The organism is Microbacterium galbinum, from assembly GCF_023091225.1.
Taxonomy (GTDB): Bacteria; Actinomycetota; Actinomycetes; order Actinomycetales; family Microbacteriaceae; genus Microbacterium; species Microbacterium galbinum.
Genome location: NZ_JAHWXM010000001.1, coordinates 1,395,166 through 1,412,937, shown reverse-complemented (window position 1 = coordinate 1,412,937; position 17,772 = coordinate 1,395,166). Strand labels below are relative to the sequence as shown.

19 protein-coding genes are annotated in these 17,772 nt (G+C 70.5%); 9 read left to right on the top strand and 10 right to left on the bottom strand.

The features are described 5' to 3' along the window. Positions 1–100 precede the first annotated feature (100 nt). Together KZC52_RS06880 and KZC52_RS06875 are read left to right on the top strand one after the other, a co-directional pair. Positions 101–1,390, top strand: coding sequence for a hemolysin family protein (locus tag KZC52_RS06880; RefSeq protein WP_247623302.1), 1,290 nt, complete (start codon positions 101–103; stop codon positions 1,388–1,390). 211 nt (positions 1,391–1,601) lie between these two features. Next, entirely contained in the window at positions 1,602–2,213 is a 612-nt protein-coding gene (locus KZC52_RS06875) for a DUF4333 domain-containing protein (protein ID WP_247623301.1), read from the top strand. A gap of 38 nt (positions 2,214–2,251) precedes the next feature. Here KZC52_RS06875 and KZC52_RS06870 read toward each other — a convergent pair whose 3' ends face one another. The 7 genes from KZC52_RS06870 to KZC52_RS06840 form a co-directional block, all read right to left on the bottom strand. Further along, entirely contained in the window at positions 2,252–3,142 is an 891-nt protein-coding gene (locus KZC52_RS06870) for an SDR family NAD(P)-dependent oxidoreductase (protein WP_247623300.1), read from the bottom strand. A gap of 55 nt (positions 3,143–3,197) precedes the next feature. Then, positions 3,198–4,661: a PepSY-associated TM helix domain-containing protein gene (locus KZC52_RS06865; protein ID WP_247624727.1), complete on the bottom strand. Its 1,464-nt coding sequence runs from the start codon at positions 4,659–4,661 to the stop codon at positions 3,198–3,200. Beyond that, the gene (locus KZC52_RS06860) at positions 4,610–5,848 is read right to left on the bottom strand and encodes a Dyp-type peroxidase (protein WP_247623299.1); all 1,239 of its coding nucleotides are present in this window, start codon (positions 5,846–5,848) and stop codon (positions 4,610–4,612) included. The genes KZC52_RS06865 and KZC52_RS06860 overlap by 52 nt, the downstream gene beginning before the upstream one ends. Then, complete coding sequence (locus KZC52_RS06855) at positions 5,848–6,384, bottom strand: copper chaperone PCu(A)C (RefSeq protein ID WP_247623298.1); 537 nt, start codon at positions 6,382–6,384, stop codon at positions 5,848–5,850. The genes KZC52_RS06860 and KZC52_RS06855 overlap by 1 nt, the downstream gene beginning before the upstream one ends. 11 nt (positions 6,385–6,395) lie before the next feature. Then, positions 6,396–7,019: a copper resistance CopC family protein gene (locus tag KZC52_RS06850; protein ID WP_247623297.1), complete on the bottom strand. Its 624-nt coding sequence runs from the start codon at positions 7,017–7,019 to the stop codon at positions 6,396–6,398. Between the two features lie 120 nt (positions 7,020–7,139). After that, positions 7,140–7,745, bottom strand: coding sequence for a hypothetical protein (locus KZC52_RS06845; RefSeq protein ID WP_247623296.1), 606 nt, complete (start codon positions 7,743–7,745; stop codon positions 7,140–7,142). A 194-nt stretch (positions 7,746–7,939) separates the two neighbouring features. Next, positions 7,940–8,467, bottom strand: coding sequence for a small multidrug efflux protein (locus tag KZC52_RS06840; RefSeq protein ID WP_247623295.1), 528 nt, complete (start codon positions 8,465–8,467; stop codon positions 7,940–7,942). A 153-nt stretch (positions 8,468–8,620) separates the two neighbouring features. Here KZC52_RS06840 and KZC52_RS17545 point away from each other — a divergent pair, with 153 nt between their 5' ends. The 5 genes from KZC52_RS17545 (at position 8,621) to thrC (ending at position 12,848) form a co-directional block, all read left to right on the top strand. After that, a complete protein-coding gene (locus tag KZC52_RS17545) occupies positions 8,621–9,784 on the top strand; it encodes a sensor histidine kinase (RefSeq protein ID WP_247623294.1) in 1,164 nt (387 codons plus the stop codon). After that, positions 9,781–10,383 (top strand): response regulator transcription factor, encoded by a 603-nt coding sequence (locus tag KZC52_RS06830; protein ID WP_247623293.1) that lies wholly within the window; start codon positions 9,781–9,783, stop codon positions 10,381–10,383. The genes KZC52_RS17545 and KZC52_RS06830 overlap by 4 nt, the downstream gene beginning before the upstream one ends. A gap of 18 nt (positions 10,384–10,401) precedes the next feature. Continuing rightward, positions 10,402–10,809, top strand: a complete 408-nt coding sequence (locus KZC52_RS06825; RefSeq protein ID WP_247623292.1) for an arsenate reductase ArsC — start codon at positions 10,402–10,404, stop codon at positions 10,807–10,809. A 35-nt stretch (positions 10,810–10,844) separates the two neighbouring features. After that, positions 10,845–11,339: a methylated-DNA--[protein]-cysteine S-methyltransferase gene (locus tag KZC52_RS06820; RefSeq protein WP_247623291.1), complete on the top strand. Its 495-nt coding sequence runs from the start codon at positions 10,845–10,847 to the stop codon at positions 11,337–11,339. Positions 11,340–11,444: 105 nt separating this feature from the next. Then, the gene (thrC, locus tag KZC52_RS06815; protein ID WP_247623290.1) at positions 11,445–12,848 is read left to right on the top strand and encodes a threonine synthase; all 1,404 of its coding nucleotides are present in this window, start codon (positions 11,445–11,447) and stop codon (positions 12,846–12,848) included. Positions 12,849–12,854: 6 nt separating this feature from the next. On the opposite strand, the gene KZC52_RS06810 is transcribed toward thrC, so the two are convergent. The 3 genes from KZC52_RS06810 to KZC52_RS17540 all read right to left on the bottom strand — a co-directional run bounded on the left by KZC52_RS06810 (position 12,855) and on the right by KZC52_RS17540 (position 14,801). Then, positions 12,855–13,268 carry a VOC family protein gene (locus KZC52_RS06810; RefSeq protein ID WP_247623289.1) on the bottom strand — a complete coding sequence of 138 codons (414 nt, stop codon included), beginning with the start codon at positions 13,266–13,268 and terminating at the stop codon, positions 12,855–12,857. Between the two features lie 98 nt (positions 13,269–13,366). Further along, entirely contained in the window at positions 13,367–13,633 is a 267-nt protein-coding gene (locus tag KZC52_RS06805; protein WP_247623288.1) for a glutaredoxin family protein, read from the bottom strand. Between the two features lie 157 nt (positions 13,634–13,790). Further along, positions 13,791–14,801 (bottom strand): FUSC family protein, encoded by a 1,011-nt coding sequence (locus KZC52_RS17540; RefSeq protein ID WP_247623287.1) that lies wholly within the window; start codon positions 14,799–14,801, stop codon positions 13,791–13,793. A 48-nt stretch (positions 14,802–14,849) separates the two neighbouring features. Here KZC52_RS17540 and KZC52_RS06795 point away from each other — a divergent pair, with 48 nt between their 5' ends. Both KZC52_RS06795 and KZC52_RS06790 read left to right on the top strand, forming a co-directional pair. Continuing rightward, the gene (locus KZC52_RS06795) at positions 14,850–16,196 is read left to right on the top strand and encodes a M20/M25/M40 family metallo-hydrolase (RefSeq protein WP_247623286.1); all 1,347 of its coding nucleotides are present in this window, start codon (positions 14,850–14,852) and stop codon (positions 16,194–16,196) included. Positions 16,197–16,248: 52 nt separating this feature from the next. Further along, positions 16,249–17,712: an MFS transporter gene (locus KZC52_RS06790; protein ID WP_247623285.1), complete on the top strand. Its 1,464-nt coding sequence runs from the start codon at positions 16,249–16,251 to the stop codon at positions 17,710–17,712. Positions 17,713–17,772 lie beyond the last annotated feature (60 nt).

Genomic DNA, 17,772 nt, shown 5'->3' with positions numbered 1-17,772 from the left:
CCTCCTTGAACGCCCACTGTTCTGACTCTTCGGACTCTGACAGTACGAGCGCCCGGTTCATCCCGGGCGCGCACCCCCGCACCGAGCAGGTGACCCGCTGATGGGCGACCTGCTCTGGAACATCGCCCTGGTCTTCGCGTTCGTCCTGATCGGCGGTGTCTTCGCAGCGACGGAGATGGCGCTCGTCACGCTGCGCGAGAGCCAGATCAACGCGATCGGCCTGCGCGGCAAGCGCGGGGCGAAGGTCGCGGCTCTGGCCCGCAACCCCAACACCTTCCTCTCCGCGGTGCAGATCGGCGTGACGGTGGCCGGCTTCGCATCGGCGGCCTACGGAGCGACCTCGATCGCGCCGTCCGTCGCGCCGCTGTTCGAGTCGTGGGGTCTGGATCCGGCGATCTCTCTCACGATCGCGACGATCGCGCTGACGCTCGTGATCGCCTACCTGTCGCTCGTGCTCGGCGAGCTCGTGCCCAAGCGCCTCGCGATCCAGCGCAATGCGCAGTTCGCGTACGCCGTGGCGCCCGCGCTCAACGGCTTCGCGATCGTCATGCGGCCGGTGATCTGGCTGCTGTCGGTGTCGACGAACGCACTCGTGCGTCTGCTGGGCGGAGACCCGAACAAGACCGGTGAAGAGCTCAGCGACGAGGAGGTGCGCGACATCGTCGCCTCGCATCAGGGCCTCCCCGATGACGAGCGCCGCATCCTCGACGACGTGCTCTCGCTGCGCGGACGTCAGATCAGCGAGGTCATGCGGCCCCGCCCCGAGGTCGTCGCGCTCGACGAGACCGCGACGGCCGCCGAGGCGATGGCGCAGGTGCGCGATCTGCCGTTCTCGCGCTACCCCGTCGCCGACAAGTCGATCGACGACATCATCGGCTTCGTGCACGTGCGCGACCTGTTCGAGGCGGCGGGCGACGATCCGTCGCGTCCCGTGCAGACGCTGCTGCGTGACATCCCCTACATCCCGTCGACCGCCCGCGTGCTGCCGACCCTCACGCGCATGCGCGCCGACGGGCACCACATCGCGGTCGTCGTCGACGAGTACGGCGGCACCGACGGGCTCGTCACACTTGAAGACCTGGTCGAAGAGGTCGTCGGCGAGATCTTCGACGAGTACGACACCGCCGAGATGGATCTCCCGGGCGGCGCGATCGACGGCCGTCTGAACCTGCAGGACTTCGAGGAGGCGACCGGTCTCGAGCTGCCCCGCGGTTCGTCCGACACGATCGCCGGGTTCATCACCGAACAGCTCGGACGCCTCGCCGTCGTCGGCGACACGATCGAGGTGCCGGGCGCGACGATCCAGGTCGCCGAGCTCGACCGCCGCCGCATCGCCCGCGTGCGGGTGACCCCGCGCGCGGAAGAGGAGGAGCCGGCCGCGGCCGTCTGACCCTCGCCGCGCCGTCGCCGAGCCACCTCTCGCCGAGCCACCCCTTTCTGCGCGAGCCGCCCCTCTGCGGGCGGTGCGGATAGGGGTGGCTCGGCCGTTGAGGGGTGGCTCGGCGAGTATCGAACGGATGCCGCGGCGCCGAGCGCGGGAACGCGACGTGCACCTGGTGTGCCGATACTCTGGCCGGGACATCGACACGGGGGACACTTCCATGCGCACTTCTCGACTGGCCATTCTCACCGCCGCTGCCGGCCTTCTCGCCACGGCGCTCACGGGCTGCACCTTCTCGGCATCCGCCACCGCGTCGCCCGACGACATCGCGACGCTCGCGGAGGACGCGCTCGAAGCCGAGATCGGCCAGCGCCCCGAGATCGACTGCGGCGACGACAGCATTCCGCTGAAGGAGGACTCGGTCGTGCCGTGCCTTCTCACCGATCCGGCCAGCGGTGCCGAGTTCGACGCCGACGTCACCCTCACGAAGGTCGACGGCATCAACGTCACGGTTTCGGTGCAGGTCGCGGATGCCCCGAACAACGCTCCCGCACCCGAACCGAGCGAGAGCCCCGCGACTGACGCCGGTGGAACCCTGACGCTGACCGCCGAAGAGATCGGCGTCACCGCTGCGCGGGCGCTGACCGACGCGGGCGTGCTCCCGAGCCCGAGCGTGCTCTGCCCGGGCGGATCGCACGAGGTGTCCGACGGCTACAGCCTCGAGTGCACCGCGATCCAGGGCGGCGATCAGTACGCCGCGACCGTCACGATCTCCGAGGTCGAGGGGTCGTCGTACTCCGTCAACGTCGTCATCCCGGAGCTCGCCGGTTGATTCCGCTCGCCGGCCGATCCCGCCCCCGGGCTGATCGCTCAGGCCGGGAAGACGACCCCGGTCGCCGCCTCGGCGGCCGACCACAGGGCCGCCCCTGTCGCGGGTGAGCGCACGGCATCCGAGGCGGCGACTCGCTTCGGCGCTCCCCGGAACTCGAGCAGCCCGCCCGGCCCCCAGTAGTCGCCGCCCGCGGCATCCGTCGCCGTCGACGCGTGCACGATCGGCAGAGCGCCGGCGTCCTTCCCCTGCACGAGCGCGCGCGTCGGACGGGCCAGCGCCCGCACGAGGCGCGAGCCGGCGGCGAGACCGGGCCGTTCGGGCGTGAGCGGGTCCACCGCATAGCCCGGATGCGCGCAGAGCGCCGAGCGCCCGGATCCCGACCACCGACGGTCGAGTTCGAACGCGAACGCCATGAGCGCCGCTTTCGAGCGGCCGTACTGACGCAGCGATGATCCGCGCCAGGGAGCGGCGATGCGCACGGGATCGAGCTGCGCGAAACGGTGCGCGAGCGAGCCGACCGCCACGACCCGGGCGTCGGGCGCGAGTGCTCGGCCGAGCTGTGCGATCAGGGCGAAATGACCGAGGAAGTTCGTGCCGACCATGAGGTCGAGCCCGTCGGCGGTGCGGGCATCGGGTGTCGCCGCCTTCACGCCGGCGTTGCAGATCACGGCGTCGAGCGTTTCGCCGATGCCGGATGCCGCCTGCGCGACGCTCTCGAGCGATCCGAGGTCGAGGGGCAGCACGCGCAGATCGGCGTCCGTTACCCGGGTGCGAACGGCGTCGACCGCCGTCGCCGCCCGCTCGGCGGAGCGGCATCCGAGCAGTACCCGCGCCCCGCGGGTCGCGAGCTGCTCGACGCACCAGTACCCGATGCCGGCGTTCGCCCCGGTGACGAGGATCGTGCGGCCACGCAGATCGGAAGCATCCATTCCCCCAACCTACGCGGCCGCCGTTCCCCGGGATCCCGAAGCGCGAATGCCGCGGCTACGCCGAACGTCGCGAGAGGAGCCCCGCGACCACGTCGATCAGCACGAACCCCACGAGGGTCCAGCCGACCAACGGGAGCCACAGTCCCACCACCGCGCCGACCGCCGCGACGGCCGCCAGCCCCCACCACGGGGCATCGCGCAGCACCCCGCGCGGCGGTGGCGAGCCCCCGAACCTCCGTGCCGAGCGCGGCGGTCGCCGCTTCCACCACATCACGTACCCGAGCACGACCATCCCGGCGATCGCGAGGGCGATCACGAACAGCACGATCTGGTTCGCGAGACCGAACATCACTCCCATGTGCAGGTCGATGCCCCACCGCGCGAGCTTCGCCGGCAGTGAGAACTCGGCGAAGTCGACCCGGTCGACGACCTGCATCGTCGTGCCGTCGATCGCGACCGAGTCGACCTCGGTCGGGTAGCTCGTCTTGATCCCGCGCACGACCCACGCCGAGCCCGGCGCGGCGGGAGGGGTGATCTCCACGAGCCCGGTGTCGACGTTGGTGCGCTGCGCGATCGCGAGCACCGCATCGAAGGTGGCGGGATTCGCCGCACCGGTCGGAGCGGACACCGCCCCGTGATGCCCGGCGTGCTCGTCGGCCGGGGCATCCGCTCCGTCGAGCGCGGTCGTGAGCTGCGGCGTGCCCCAGTCGAGCGAGGCGCGCAGGCTCGAGACGTTCGCGCCGGCGAATTGCGACCAGGTGATGCCGGTGGCCGAGAGGAACAGCGCTCCGAGCACGACCCAGACCCCGAGAGACGCGTGCCAGCCGAAGACCCGCCGATACCCGGTGTGCGTCGGGTTCGGCCGCAGCAGATCGCGCTTCGCGCGCGCCTTGCGGATGCGGATGATCCACAGCGCGAGGCCCGCCACGACGACGATCCCCAGCCACGATGCCGCGAGCTCGCTGTAGTATCGGCCGATCTCGCCGAGCTGCAGGTTGCGGTGCAGGTTGTCGATCCAGGTGCGCAGCGGCAGCGCCCCACTCGTGCCGTAGACGGTGAGGTCTCCGCGGATCTCGCCCGTGCCGGGGTCGATGAACACGGCGCGGGACTCGCTCGCGGCGAGCCCGTCCTGCGCGAACAGGATGCGCGAGGTGTCACCCGGCTCGGGCGCGGGGCGCACCGCCGACAACGTCGCCTGCTCACCGACGTGCTCCTCGGCGATCCTGATCTGCTCGGCGAGGGTGAGCGACGTCGATGATGCCGGCGCGTGCAGCTCGTGCGCGTAGACGACCTGCTCGAGCGTCGGCGTGAGCGCGTAGAGCGCACCGCTCAGCGCCGCCACCAGGATTAACGGCCCCACCAGGATGCCGGCGAAGAAGTGCAACCGCAGCATCAGGGCTCCGAACCACCGGGGCTTCGTCGCGCGGCCCGGTCGGGAGGCGGCCGTTGGCGCGGCCTCCGTGACCGTCACGACGAGCCGCCCAGTAGCGTCTCGCCGATGAAGCCGCCCTTGCGGCATCCGGGCGGGATCGCGAACACGGCCGAGCCGATCGGCGTCGTCCACTCGTTGAGCAGATCGAGGTCGGCGAGCCGTCGCTGCATCGGCGTGAACTGCCGATCGATATCGGCCTGGAACGACACGAAGATCAGGCCGGACTCCGACACGCTCGCGCCTGCCGGACGCTCGTCGTAGTTGTAGGCGCGACGGAAGATCTTCTCGCCGTCGTCGCCGCGGGCGCGGCGCATGTGCGCGAACGGGGGGATCACGGGAAAACCGACCGCCGTGGTCGCGTCGAAGTCCGGTTCGTCGAACTCCTGCGTGCCGGTGAGCGGTGCGCCGTTCGCCAGTGTGCGGCCGACGGATGCCTCGCGCCCGCTGCGATCCAGACGATCCCATTTGTCGAGGTCCATCCGCGTACGGCGCACGACCATACCGGTGCCGCCGGCCAGCCATCCGTCCTCGACCCATACGACGGAGTCGAACTCGGTCGTTCCCGGGTCGGGGTTGGCGGTGCCGTCGACCTGGCCGAACAGATTGCGCATCGTCGTGCCCGGACGCTCGGTGCCGTACGCGCGGCGGAAGCCCTGCTGGCTCCAGCGCAGCGACGCGAAGCTGCGGGCGTCCTTCAACAGCATCCGCGCCGCGTGCGCGACCGTGAGCGGATCGTCGGCGGCGATCTGCAGCAGCAGGTCGCCGTCGGAGAACTCCGGCTGCAGGCGATCGATCGAGAACGCCGGCAGCCCAGCGAGCCAGCTCGGTGCTGACCCCGCCGCGCGCGCGACGAGGCCCGGGCCGAACCCGAACGTGACGGTCAGGCGTGCGGGGGCCGCAGCGAGCTCCGGTTCGGAGTCCGCGAGCGCCGCCTTCCCCTGCGTGAGGCGGGCGGCGTCATCGGTGAGGATGCGCAGGAGCCGGGTGAGGCCGTCGCGATCCGTCGTGTCGAGCAGGTCGAGCGCGAGGAACAGTCCGTGCGCTTGCGCGGCGGTGTCGATCCCGGCCTGATGCGTGCCGTGGAACGGCACGGTCTCCTCGCCGTTCATCGGCGTCGAAGCGGGGGTTGCGGTGCCGGCGTCCTGCCGGTTCAGGGCGGAGTCGACCCCGATCGCCGCGACCGCGCCGACACCGGCGACAGCCCCTCCGAGGAGGAACTGCCGCCGGGTCGACCCGGAGCGATCGGAGCGCGCACCTTCGGTGCGCGGGGGCATCAGTGGTCCATGCCCTCGTGGTCGTCGCCCTCGTCGCCCTCGTAGTTCTCGTTGGCGCCCGAGTAGTCCTTCACCGGAGCGGTGAAGGCGTACGTCGAGTCGTCCGAGAACGTGAGGGTGACGGTGACCTCGTCGCCCGCGCTGAGGGCGCCCGTGAGCCCCATCAGCATGATGTGGTCGGCACCGGGCACGAGCTCCAGCGAACCGCCGGCGGGGATCGAGAACCCGCCCTCGATCTCGCGCATGACCATCTCGCCGGCCTCGTTCTCGACGGTCTCGTGCAGCTCGACCATGCCGGCGGCGTCGGTCTCGGCCGACACGATCGTGACGGCATCCGTGCCGCTGTTGGTCAGCGTGCCGAAGGCCGCCGACATGTCCTCGTCGGTGGCCTTGACCCAGGCGTCCTCGATGGTGACGGTCTCGCCCACGGGGGCCACCTCGGTGGGCGTCTCGGCAGCGGCGCACCCCGTGAGGGCGAGCAGCGAGACGGCGACGAGCGCGGTCAGACGGGACAGGTTCTTCGTAGGGGTGTTCATGGAAATGCCTTTCACATCTCTTCCGCGGCGTCGCCCTCGGCGGACGCGGCGGGTGCCGTCTTCGGACGGCGGAGGATTCGATACAGGACGAGGGCGACGACGGCGATCGCCGCGCCCGCGCCGCCGACGAGCAGCAACCGCAGGCCGCCGTCGGTCTCATCAGTGGACTGATCCGTGGGATCCGAGGCGTCCGGGACGTACGAGGGAGCATCGGCATCCGTCGGTGCCTGCGTCGCCGTCATCGGTTCGGCGTCGCCGATCGTGAACGGGACGATGCCCGAGATCGGATGCCCGTCCTCCGAGACCACCTGCCAGCGCACCTGGTACCCGGCATCGGGCATTCCGGGCTCGACCGTGGCGGTGACGGTGTTACCCGAGACCTCCACGTCGCCGGTCGCCCAATCGCGACCGCTCTCGTCGATCACGAGCACGACCGCGCCCTGGGTGGAATCGCCCAGCACGAGCAGCTCGCCCGAGTACGTCAGGGTGATGCTCTCGGGCGCCGTGGCCAGACTCTCGTCGGCTTCGGGCGTGCTGTGGACGAGCGAATCATGGGCGGATGCCGGCACGGCCGTCGCGAACACCGCGACAGCCGCCACCGCCATCCCGACCGCGAATCTGCGGGCAGGAGACATGGATGACAGACCTCTCAACGGGCGCCGGGAAGCCGACGCCGCATGTGCGTTCGGATGCCCGCGCGGCAGCGTGCCGGCGCAGGCGTGATCGCCTGACGGCACAGAGGCCGCAGGCGCGGATCAGATCGCGGGGGAGAGAGGTGGTGCTCGACCGCGCAGGGTCGACAGCAGCAGGGCATCGCGCAGGGCGACGGGGGAGGAGAAGACGGAAGGGGCCGCGAGCGGGCGCGCGGGTGGCACGAAGGTCGCCGAGGCGACCCGACGCTGCACCCAGCGGATGCTCTGCTGCGCGAGATCGCGCAGACCGAGGAGCAGCCTTTCACCGCGGTGCAGAGCGGCGATCGTGAGGGCGGCGGCGACCACGTGTCCGATCCACATGGTGCCGTCGGCGACGACGGCATCCGGGATCGCGCCCGCGGCCGGGAGCACCAGCGGGGCACCGTGCACGTGCGGGGCGACGACGCCCGACGGCGTGATCGTGCCGAGCACGAAGAGCGTGTGGAAGAGGAACTGGCTGACCGCCACCGAGATGCTCAACCGGATGACCGAGAGTCGGCGGCCGGCGAGGAGCACGCACACCATGAACGAGAGCACCCACGGCACGAGAATTCCCAGCGGCCCCGGCATCGCCCCGCCGGCGGTGACGTGCCCGGCCAGTGCGACGAAGATCGCCACGGCGGATGCCGCGAACCCGCGCAGGACGGCGGGTCTTCTGGACGGGTGCACGCGTCCATTCTGTCAGGTCGCCGAAACACCACGAGCGAGGGGCGTCAGATTTCCTGACGCCCCTCGTTGTACTCGACGGGCCCTTCCCCAGGGCCCTCAAGTGATCTCCCCGATCACGTCGGTGCTTCGGGCACCACACCCGAGGGGCGGCGGTCCCCACATGCCGCCCCTCATCTCCCTCCGGAGATCTCGCGTCAGGCGATCACGTGCACGGCGCCGCCGACGATGATCGTCAGGAGCGTGGTCCAGGCGACGATCGCGAGTCCCTGCCAGAAGAGGATCCGCGTCTTGCTCACGCCGGTCGCGGCGAGCATCGTCGCCGTGAACTGCGTCGGCAGCAGCAGCGGGCCGAGCAGGCTCACCCCGGGAACGCCGTAGCGCTCGAGAGCGTTCTGGAACTTCTGCTTGCGCGGGCTCGCCGCCTCCGGCGTCTCGATCGCCGCTGCGTCGCCGCCGGCCGCGACGAGCTGACGGGAGCGGTTGCGCTGCACGATCGCCTGCCGTGCGCCGGAACTGGCGAGCACGAGCACCAGCACGCAGAGGAAGTTGCCGACGATGCCCGCGATGGCGGCGACGACGGGATGGATGCCGCCGATGATGCCGATCGAGGCGGCGCCCTCTCCCTCGATGAACGGGACGGCGCCCGCGAGGGCGACGATGAGCGGCTGAACGAGCTCGGGCACCTGGGCGACCAGGTTCTGGAAGGTCTCGATGAGGTTCATGGTGTCCTCCGGTCTGTGCGGCAACGGTCTCTCCGTTGCGATGCATCCAGTTCACCCGCTGGGGTCCGATCCCGGCAGTGCCGCGGTGTCACCGGAATCCACGCGCTCCGCACGACCGAGGGGTGACAACTGTCACGGCTCTAGGGTGGTGGGGTGAGCACCCCCTCGACACCCGGAGCCCGCCAACTCGCGCGCGGCATCATCGCCACCTGGTGGTACACGGTGTCGGGTGTGCTGTTCCTCGAACTCATGCTGGTGTTCTTCTGGACGGTGCTCGCGTTCGCCGAGCCCGAGAGCATCGTGCCCGGCATGATCGTGGCCATCGGCGGCCTGATCTGGTGGGCGTCCACCGCGCTCCTGCTGCGCGACTACCGGCACCGCGTCGATGCCGAGCCCGGCGTCGCATGGCGGAGCATCCTCCTGCCGATGACCGTCGCGGTGGCGTTCGGCGTCGTCGCGGGCATCGCGCTGGGCAGTTGGCAGCTCGCGCTCATGCCCATCGTCCAGTCGCTCGCGCTGCTCAACTGGCCGGCCGGTGTGCGGTACCGCGTGACCATCGCGGCGGTGCTGGTCATGGGGGCGCTCGGATTCATCGATGCTCACGACGAGGCGGCAGCCGTGTGGTGGATGCCGATCTTCTACACCGCGCTCCTGCCGGTCATGACGGTGAGCACGCTGTGGTGGTGGGATGTGCTGAACACGCTCGACCGCGCCAGAGCCTCCGAGGTCAGGCTCGCGGCCACCCAGGAGCGTCTGCGCGTCGCCACCGACGTGCACGACCTGCAGGGGCACCATCTGCAGGTGATCGCGTTGCAGCTCGAACTCGCCGAGCGACTCATGCCCGTCGATGCGGATGCCGGCATGGAGCAGCTCCGCGCGGCGCGCTCCAGCGTCGACGACGCACGTCAGGGCACGCGCGACCTCGCCACCCGCTTCCGCTCGGTGCCGCTGGGCGACGAACTCGCCAACGCGCGCGACCTGCTCACCGCCGCGGGCCTCGAGGTCGAAGCGCGCATCGCCCCGGACGCGGCATCCGCGCCGGCATCCGCCCTCGGGCCGGTGATCCGCGAGACGACCACGAACGCCCTGCGCCACGGCGGCGGCGCGCGGGCACGGCTCACCCTCGCTCGAGACGGCTCGCACTGGCGGTACACGATCGCGAACGACCGTGCGGAGGGTGAGGAATCGGATGCCGATGGCTCGGGCCTCGACGGTATCCGCCGCCGTCTCGCCGAGGTCGGCGGAGCGCTCGACGTGCGTGACGACGGCGACGAGTTCGTCGTCACCGCGACCGTCCCCGCGGAGGACGCGCGATGATCCGCGTGCTGCTGGCCGACGACGAGGGCATGATCCGGTCGGCGCTCGCCGCGTTGCTGCGGCTCGAAGACGACATCGATGTGGTGGCGGAGTGCGGTGACGGTGACGAAGCGGTGGCCGAGGCGCTGCGCCTCGAGCCCGACGTGTGCCTGCTCGACCTCGAGATGCCGGGCCTCGACGGCGTGCAGGTCGCCGAGCGGCTGAACCGCGCCATCGTGACCCGCTGCGTCGTCGTCACCCGTCACGCGCGGCCGGGTGTGCTGCGTCGTGCGCTGGCATCGGGGGTGTCGGGCTTCCTCCCCAAGTCCCGCGGAGCGAACGAGGTCGCCGCGGTCATCCGCAAGGTCGCGGCCGGCGGCAAGTACGTCGATCCGGAGATCGCCGCCGATGCCCTCAGCGACGAGCGCTCGCCGCTGACCGATCGCGAGCTCGACGTGCTGCGTGCGGGGCGGCGCGGCGAGACGACCGGGCAGATCGCCCGCATCCTCTCGCTCGCCCCGGGAACCGTGCGCAATCACGTCTCGGCGATCCTCGGCAAGCTCTCGGTCGCGACCCGCCAGCAGGCGGTTCTCCTCGCCGAGGAGCGCGGGTGGATCTGAGCCGCCTATCCTGGCATCATGACCTCCGCTGCCGCTAAGCCCTCGGTCCTGTTCGTGTGCGTGCACAACGCCGGCCGCTCGCAGATGGCCGCAGGTTTCCTGCGGGAGATCGCGGGAGACCGCATCGAGGTGCGCTCGGCCGGATCGATGCCCGCCGACGCGATCAACCCGGTCGCGGTCGAGGCGATGAGCGAACTCGGCATCGACATCACCGCCGAGCAGCCGAAGGTGCTCACGACCGAGGCCGTCCAGGCATCGGATGTCGTCATCACCATGGGATGCGGCGACGCCTGCCCATTCTTCCCCGGCAAGCGCTACGAGGACTGGACGCTCGACGACCCGGCCGGGCAGGGGATCGACGCGGTGCGCCCGATCCGGGATGAGATCCGCGCGCGGATCGAGAACCTCGTCGCCGAACTCGTCTGATCCTCTGCGGGCTGCGGCCGGAGGGAGCTCGGGGCATGTCGTGGTTCGGAACGCTGCCGACGCCGGTGGGAGTCATCGGAGTGGTCAGTGACGGCACGGCGGTCACGCGCGTGACGTGGATCACCGAGGCCCCGGCCGGGGCCGAGCTCGGCCCGGATCCGCTGCTGAGCGAAGCCCTCGGGCAGGTGGACGCGTACTTCGCCGGTCGGCTGACGCGGTTCGACCTGCCGATCGAGCTCGGCGAGCAGACCGTCGCGACCCGTGCCGTCCTGACGGCGCTGTACGAGACCGTCGGCCACGGCGAGACCCTCACCTACGGCGGCCTCGCGGCCCGGAGCGGCACCGAGGTCCCCGCCCGGGGGATCGGATCGATCATGGGCGCCAATCCGGTGCCCCTCATCGTCCCGTGCCATCGCGTCGTCGCGGGCGACGGTCTCGGCGGGTATTCGGGCGGCGTCCCCGGCCACGGTCTCGAGACCAAGCGCTGGCTGCTCGAGCACGAGGGTGCGCTGCCGGCGTCGCTGTTCTGACGGGTCGTTCCGGAGGCGCCGGCGGCGGCATCCGTCATCGCGTCATCGACGCGTCCGACGTCCTGCGAGAATGGACGTGCCGAAGTCCCGAACCGAGGAGCCAACGTGCAGTTCATCTCCACCCGCGGCGGCATGCAGCCGCAGCCGTTCAGCGAGACGCTGTTGGAGGGCCTCGCGCCCGACGGAGGGCTCGCCGTCCCGGCCGAGATGCCGACCGTCGACACCGAGACGCTCGAGCGCTGGCGGGCACTGACCTACCCGCAGCTCGCGACCGAGGTGCTCGGCCTCTTCGCCACCGACATCCCGCGCGAAGACCTGGCCCGGATGACCGAGGCGGCCTACGCGCCGTTCCCGGGCAACGTGGTGCCGCTGCGCTCGATCGGCGGCGGTCTCACGCTCGTCGGCCTTTCGGAGGGCCCCACGCTCGCCTTCAAGGACATGGCGATGCAGTTCCTCGGGCAGGTGCTCGAGTACGCGCTGGAGCGCAAGGGATCCGTGCTCAACATCCTCGGAGCGACCTCGGGCGACACCGGATCCGCCGCCGAGCACGCGCTGCGCGGCAAGGAGCGCGTCTCGGTCTTCATGCTCTCGCCGCAGGGCCGCATGAGCGCCTTCCAGCGGGCGCAGATGTTCTCGCTCGACGACGACAATGTGCACAACATCGCCGTCGAGGGCGTGTTCGACGACTGCCAGAACCTCGTCAAGCACCTCGCCGGAGACCTCGACTTCAAGCGGGCGCAGAACCTCGGCGCCGTGAACTCGATCAACCTCGCGCGCATCACCGCACAGGTCGTCTACTACTTCTGGGCGTGGCTGCGGGCGACGGATGCCGACGGCCCGACCGAGGTGTCGTTCACCGTTCCGTCGGGCAACTTCGGCAACATCCTCTCCGGTTTCTTCGCGAAGCAGATGGGGCTGCCGATCCGCCGCCTCGTGCTCGCCGCCAACGAGAACAACGTGCTCGACGAGTTCTTCCGCACGGGTGTCTACCGGCCGCGCAACGCGGCGCAGACGCTCGCGACGTCGAGCCCGTCGATGGACATCTCGAAGGCATCGAACCTCGAGCGCTTCATCTTCGAGCTCGTGGGCCGTGACCCCGAGCGCGTCGTCGGCGCCTGGCGCGACCTCGATGAGCAGGGCTACTTCGACTTCGCCGGCGATCAGCCGCGCTTCGCGCTCGAGTACGGGATCGTCAGCGGCACGTCGACGCACGCCGACCGGCTCGAGACCATCCGTTCGGTGTACGCCTCGACCGAGGAGATCATCGACCCGCACACGGCCGACGGCGTGAAGGTGGCGCGTCAGTACGTGGAGGAGGGTGTGCCCATGCTCGTCCTCGAGACCGCGAAGCCGCACAAGTTCGCCGAGACGATCAACGAGGCCATCGGTGTCGAGCTCGATTACTCGAAGGAACTCCGCGAGATGCTCGGCGCCCCCCAGCACGTCACCGAGATGGCCGACGACGAGCACGCGCTGCGCGCGTTCATCGAGGCGCACGCCCTGCGTTGACGCGCGTCACTCCTCGGGGTCGCCGTGCAGCATCCAGCCGATGCCGAACCGGTCGACGAGCATCCCGAACGTTCCGCCCCACGGCGGAACGTCGAGCGGCATGGTGATCGTCGCGCCTTCGGCGAGCTTGTCCCAGACCTCTTGGGTGCGCGCCTGCGTGTTGCCGCTGAGCGAGACCGAGATCCCGGCGGGCTTCTCGTAGGGCATCCCGTCGGGGGTGTCGGACGCCATGAGCACCAGGCCGTCGGGCGTGGTGAGCTGCGCGTGCATGACCAGGTCCTTCTGACTCGGATCCTGCACCATGTCGGGGAAGTCCCCGAACACGCTGATGTCGAGGTCTCCGCCGAGCACGCTCTGATAGAACTCCATCGCCTGGCGGGCGTCGGTGCGGAACGACAGGTACGGGTTGAGATTCGCCATGACTGCTCCTGGTGAGAGGGATGCCCCGGGTTCGAGGCACGATCAGTCTGCGTCGGTCCGTCACCGCGCACAAGAGAGTTCGGCGAGCGCGTCCCGGTTCAGGCCGGGAGAGCGCGAACCGCGGCGGTGAGCACCTGCGGGACGGTCGGCACGCCCTCCGCGCGGAAGACCGTCTCGCCGTTCGCCGCACGGATGATGACCGTCGGGGTGAAGCGGATGTCGAGGGACTCCGCCGCGTCGGGATCGCGTGCCACGTCGATCTCGGTCACGGTCGCATCCGGCAGGAACCGCACGGCGTCGGCGAGGACGGCGCGAGTGCGCGCGCACGCACCGCAGAACGCCGATGTCACGAGCGTCAGCTCCATGTGCGTCTCCTCTCGGCGGATGCCTCCACCGATGCAACCGCCGAGCGCAGGTTCGTGTTCCCGCCGCCGAGACTCGGTCGCGAGGCGCCGCTCAGAACGCGGTGCGTTTGACGAGGCCGCTCGCTCAGGTCGTCATCGGTGGAGGGGAAGCGCGCCCTCACGCATCCCTCGCCTCCGCCCGCGGATGCAGCACACCCGAGGCGGCGCCGAGCACCGCGCCGACGATCGTGTCGACGATCCGCTCGCCCGCGACGTCGAGCGACCCGATGCTTCCGGTCGCCGCGCCCGTCAGCAGCAGCACGAGCGGGGTGATGAACACGAGGGCGAGGGCGTAGTGGCGCACCACGACGAGCTCGATCGAGAACTGCAGCAGCCCCAGCAGCAGGGCCAGCCAGATGCCGGCCGGGTGCAGCAGCGCGAGCAGGATGTAGAGGCCGGCACCGACCACGGTGCCGAGCATCCGATGCAGCCCGCGCTGGAAGGCGGCGCGTCGTGCGGCGGCCACACCGATCACGGCGACGGCCGAACCGACGATCCAGTAGGTGCGATCGGGATCGATCACGAGGCCGAGCAGCACGCCCACGATCGCGACGATCACGACGCGGAGCAGGAGCATCCGGGAATCCGCGTTCCAGGCCGGCCCGGGGAGGAGCTCCCGCATCGGGCGCGCCCGGATCCGCCGGATGCGGGGGAGCGCGAGCGGCGCGAGGGCGACGAGGTACGAGAACAGGCAACCGCCGGTGAGGGCTGCGAGATAGACGAACGGGTCGATCGTTCCGGAGGCGACGACGTGGGCGGACAACCCGTAGACCAGCACGAAGAACAGGGGACCGGGAGGGCCGAGCCGGAAACCGAACGCGAGAGCCGCGCTCACGGTCGCGATCACCACGACACCGATGCTCACCACGAGGGTGTTCCCCGCGACGAGGATGCCGAGGGCGGCGCTCAGGAGCAGCGATACGGCGATGATCGGCAGCACCCGCGCACGATCGACCACCGGGGCGGAGCCCGCGTAGAGCACCGTGAAGGCGCCGGAGGCGGCGATATAACCGAGCGGTGCCTGGCCGAGGACGGTCAACACGGCGATCGGTGCCGCGATGCCGATCGCGGCCTGGAGGGCGAGGGGCCAACGCGGTCCACGGGAGGGGGCGAAGGCGAAGAGGCTCACCCCTCCATTCTCCCCCTCGCTCCTGCGGAGGCGGACACGGTCGATACGATGGCGAACGTGACCCCCACCGTGCGCCCCGGCATCGATGAACGCCTCTCGCGGATGATCCAGCTGCCGACCGTCTCGGCCGAGCTCGTAGAGCGGGGACGGGAGCCGTTCGACGCCTTCGTCGCCCTGATCGCCGAGCTCTACCCGTTGACGCACGAGAGTCTCGCGCTCGAGCGCCACACCGATTTCGGGCTCCTCTTCCACTGGCGTGGGAGGGCGGAGGCATCCGAGGGGCCGGTCGTGCTGATGGCTCACTACGACGTCGTCCCGGTCGACGAGAGCGATGCCTGGACGCATCCTCCCTTCGCCGGTGTGATCGCCGATGGCATCGTGTACGGGCGGGGCGCGCTCGACGACAAGGGGCCATTGATCGTCGTGCTCGAAGCCGTCGAGAACCTGCTCGCCGACGGTTTCGTCCCAGCGCGCGATGTCTACCTGTCGTTCGGTGGCAACGAGGAGACCTACGGGCACGCGGCGCAGGAGATCGCCGCAGTGCTGCGCGACCGCGGCATCGTTCCCTGGCTCGTCGTCGACGAGGGAGGAGCGGTGGTCGATGCGCCCCTGCCGTTCGTACCCGGGCGTGCGGCGATGATCGGCGTCGGCGAGAAGGGCGTGATGACCGTGCGGCTCTCGGCCCGCGGGGACGGCGGTCATGCCTCCGCCCCGCCGACCCTCACGGCGGTGCGGCGCATCGCGCGCGCGGTCGATCGGCTGGGCCCCACGACGTTCCGGCCGCGGGCGTCGACGGCGATCCTTCGGATGCTGTCGCGCCTCGCCGATCAGACGCCCGGGTCGGCGCGGCATCTGCTCCGGGTGCTCGCCTCCGCGCCGCTGCTGACGGCGCGGGTCTTCGCCGCGCTCGGGGGAGAGCCGGCGGCGCTCGTGCGCACGACCGTCGCGTCGACGATGCAGTCGGGCGGGACCGCGGCGAACGTGCTCCCGTCGCAGGCATCCGCCACCGTCAACCTGCGCATCGCGCTCGGAGAGACGACGCAGCAGACGGTGCTGCGCGTGCGTCGGCGCGTGCGCGACCCGCTCGTGAAGGTCGAGGTCGTCGAGGCGAGCGAACCGTCGCCCGAATCGTCGACCGAGAACGCGCAGTTTGCGTTGCTCGCCGAGGCGCTCGAGATCTCGCATCCGGGCGTGCCGGCCGTGCCGTACGTGATGATGGCGGCGACGGATTCCCGGCACTTCCATCGCTTCGCCCCTGCGGTGTACCGCTTCGCTCCCCTCGAGATGTCGAACGCCCAGCGGGCATCGATCCACGGCGTCGACGAGAACGTCGAGATCGCCGCCCTCGCGCGGGGAGAGCGGTTCCATCGCGCTCTCCTCGAACGGCTAGTGTGATCTCAGTCGCCCCTCGATGGGTCCGGGGGCCCCACGAGAAGCAGGAGTCGCGATGACGCGCACGCGCACACTGGGCACTCTGGCCGCCGTCGTCGGCTACCTCGCGTTCGTCGAGTTCACCAGCGGCGTGCTGCAGGGGTACTACACCCCGATGCTCACCGACATCGCCCGGCACCTCGGCATCCACGACGCCGACGTGAACTGGCTCGAGGGCACGCAGCTCATGCTGTCGGCCCTGGTGGTGCCCGCCTTCGCGAAGCTCGGCGACATGGTCGGCCACAAGCGGATGCTGTTGATCTCGACGGCCCTCACCGCCGCGGCAGCACTCGTGCTGCCGTTCACCGACTCGTTCGGGGTCTTCCTCGTCGCGTGGACGCTCATGGGCTTCTACGTCGTCTGGCTCCCGCTCGAGATCGCCCTGATCTGGTCGCGGTCGCGCCGGATGGAGGGGCGCTCCACGATCACGGCGAAGGCCGCCGGTCTCCTCGTCGCCGCCCTCGAGGGGGGAGCGATCCTCGGGGCGCTCGCCGGAGGTGCACTCGTCGACGTGCTGCCGCTGACGGTCGTGCTCCTCGTGCCGGCGATCCTCATCGTCGTCTGCTTCTTCGTCATCCTGTTCGGGGTGAAGGAGTCGCCCGACCCCACGGGCGGTGCGTTCGATACGGTCGGGCTCATCCTCATCTCGCTCGCCCTCGTGTGCTTCACCGGTGGACTCAGCCTGCTGCGCCTCGAGGGCGGCCTCGTGAACCCGTGGTCGTGGGCGGTGGTGCTGCTCGGGATCGTGCTGGTCGTGCCGTTCGTGCTCTGGGAGCTCCGCCGCGACGATCCGCTGATCGACGTGCGCATGTTCCGCTCACCGGCCCTCGGCCCGGTGTTCCTTACCGCCGGTCTCTTCGGCGTCAGCGTGCTCGGCGCGCAGGCTCCGCTGTCGACCTTCGCGCGCACGGACCCGGGTGTGCACGGCTACGGACTGGGCACCTCCGGCTTCCAGACCTCGCTGATCATCGGGCTCTATCTGATCGCGATGATCGCCGGCGCGCTCCTGTTCCCGCTGGTCGCCCGTCGCACCACGCCCCGGCTCACGTTGATGGGCGCGTCGCTCCTGGTCGGGATCGGGTTCCTGCTGTTCCTGCCGTTCCACGACACCTACGCGCAGGTCGTGACGAACATGGTGATCGCCGGACTCGGCTCCGGAGCGCTCGTGGCTGCGCTTCCCGCGGCGGCGGCATCCGGTGCGCCCGCCACGCAGACGGGCGTGGCGACCGGCCTGACGAACTCGGTCAAGACCGTGGGCGGGGCGATCGCGTCGTGCGTGTTCGGCATCGCGCTGTTGAACGGCGTGGCCGAATCGGCCGGTGCGGCGGCCGAGGGCACCGCCGGGTCGCTCGCCGGGTACTTCACCGTGTGGATCGTGTGCGGCGTCACTGCCCTGGTGGCCGCCGTCACTCTCGTCTTCGTACCGAAGACGGCGTTCACGGATCGTCCCGCCGAGGTCGAGGCGTCGCCGGTCGTCTGATCGCCGGCTGCCATCCGAGCAGTCTGCCAGCGTCCGCAGGGTGACATCTACACGGGGACG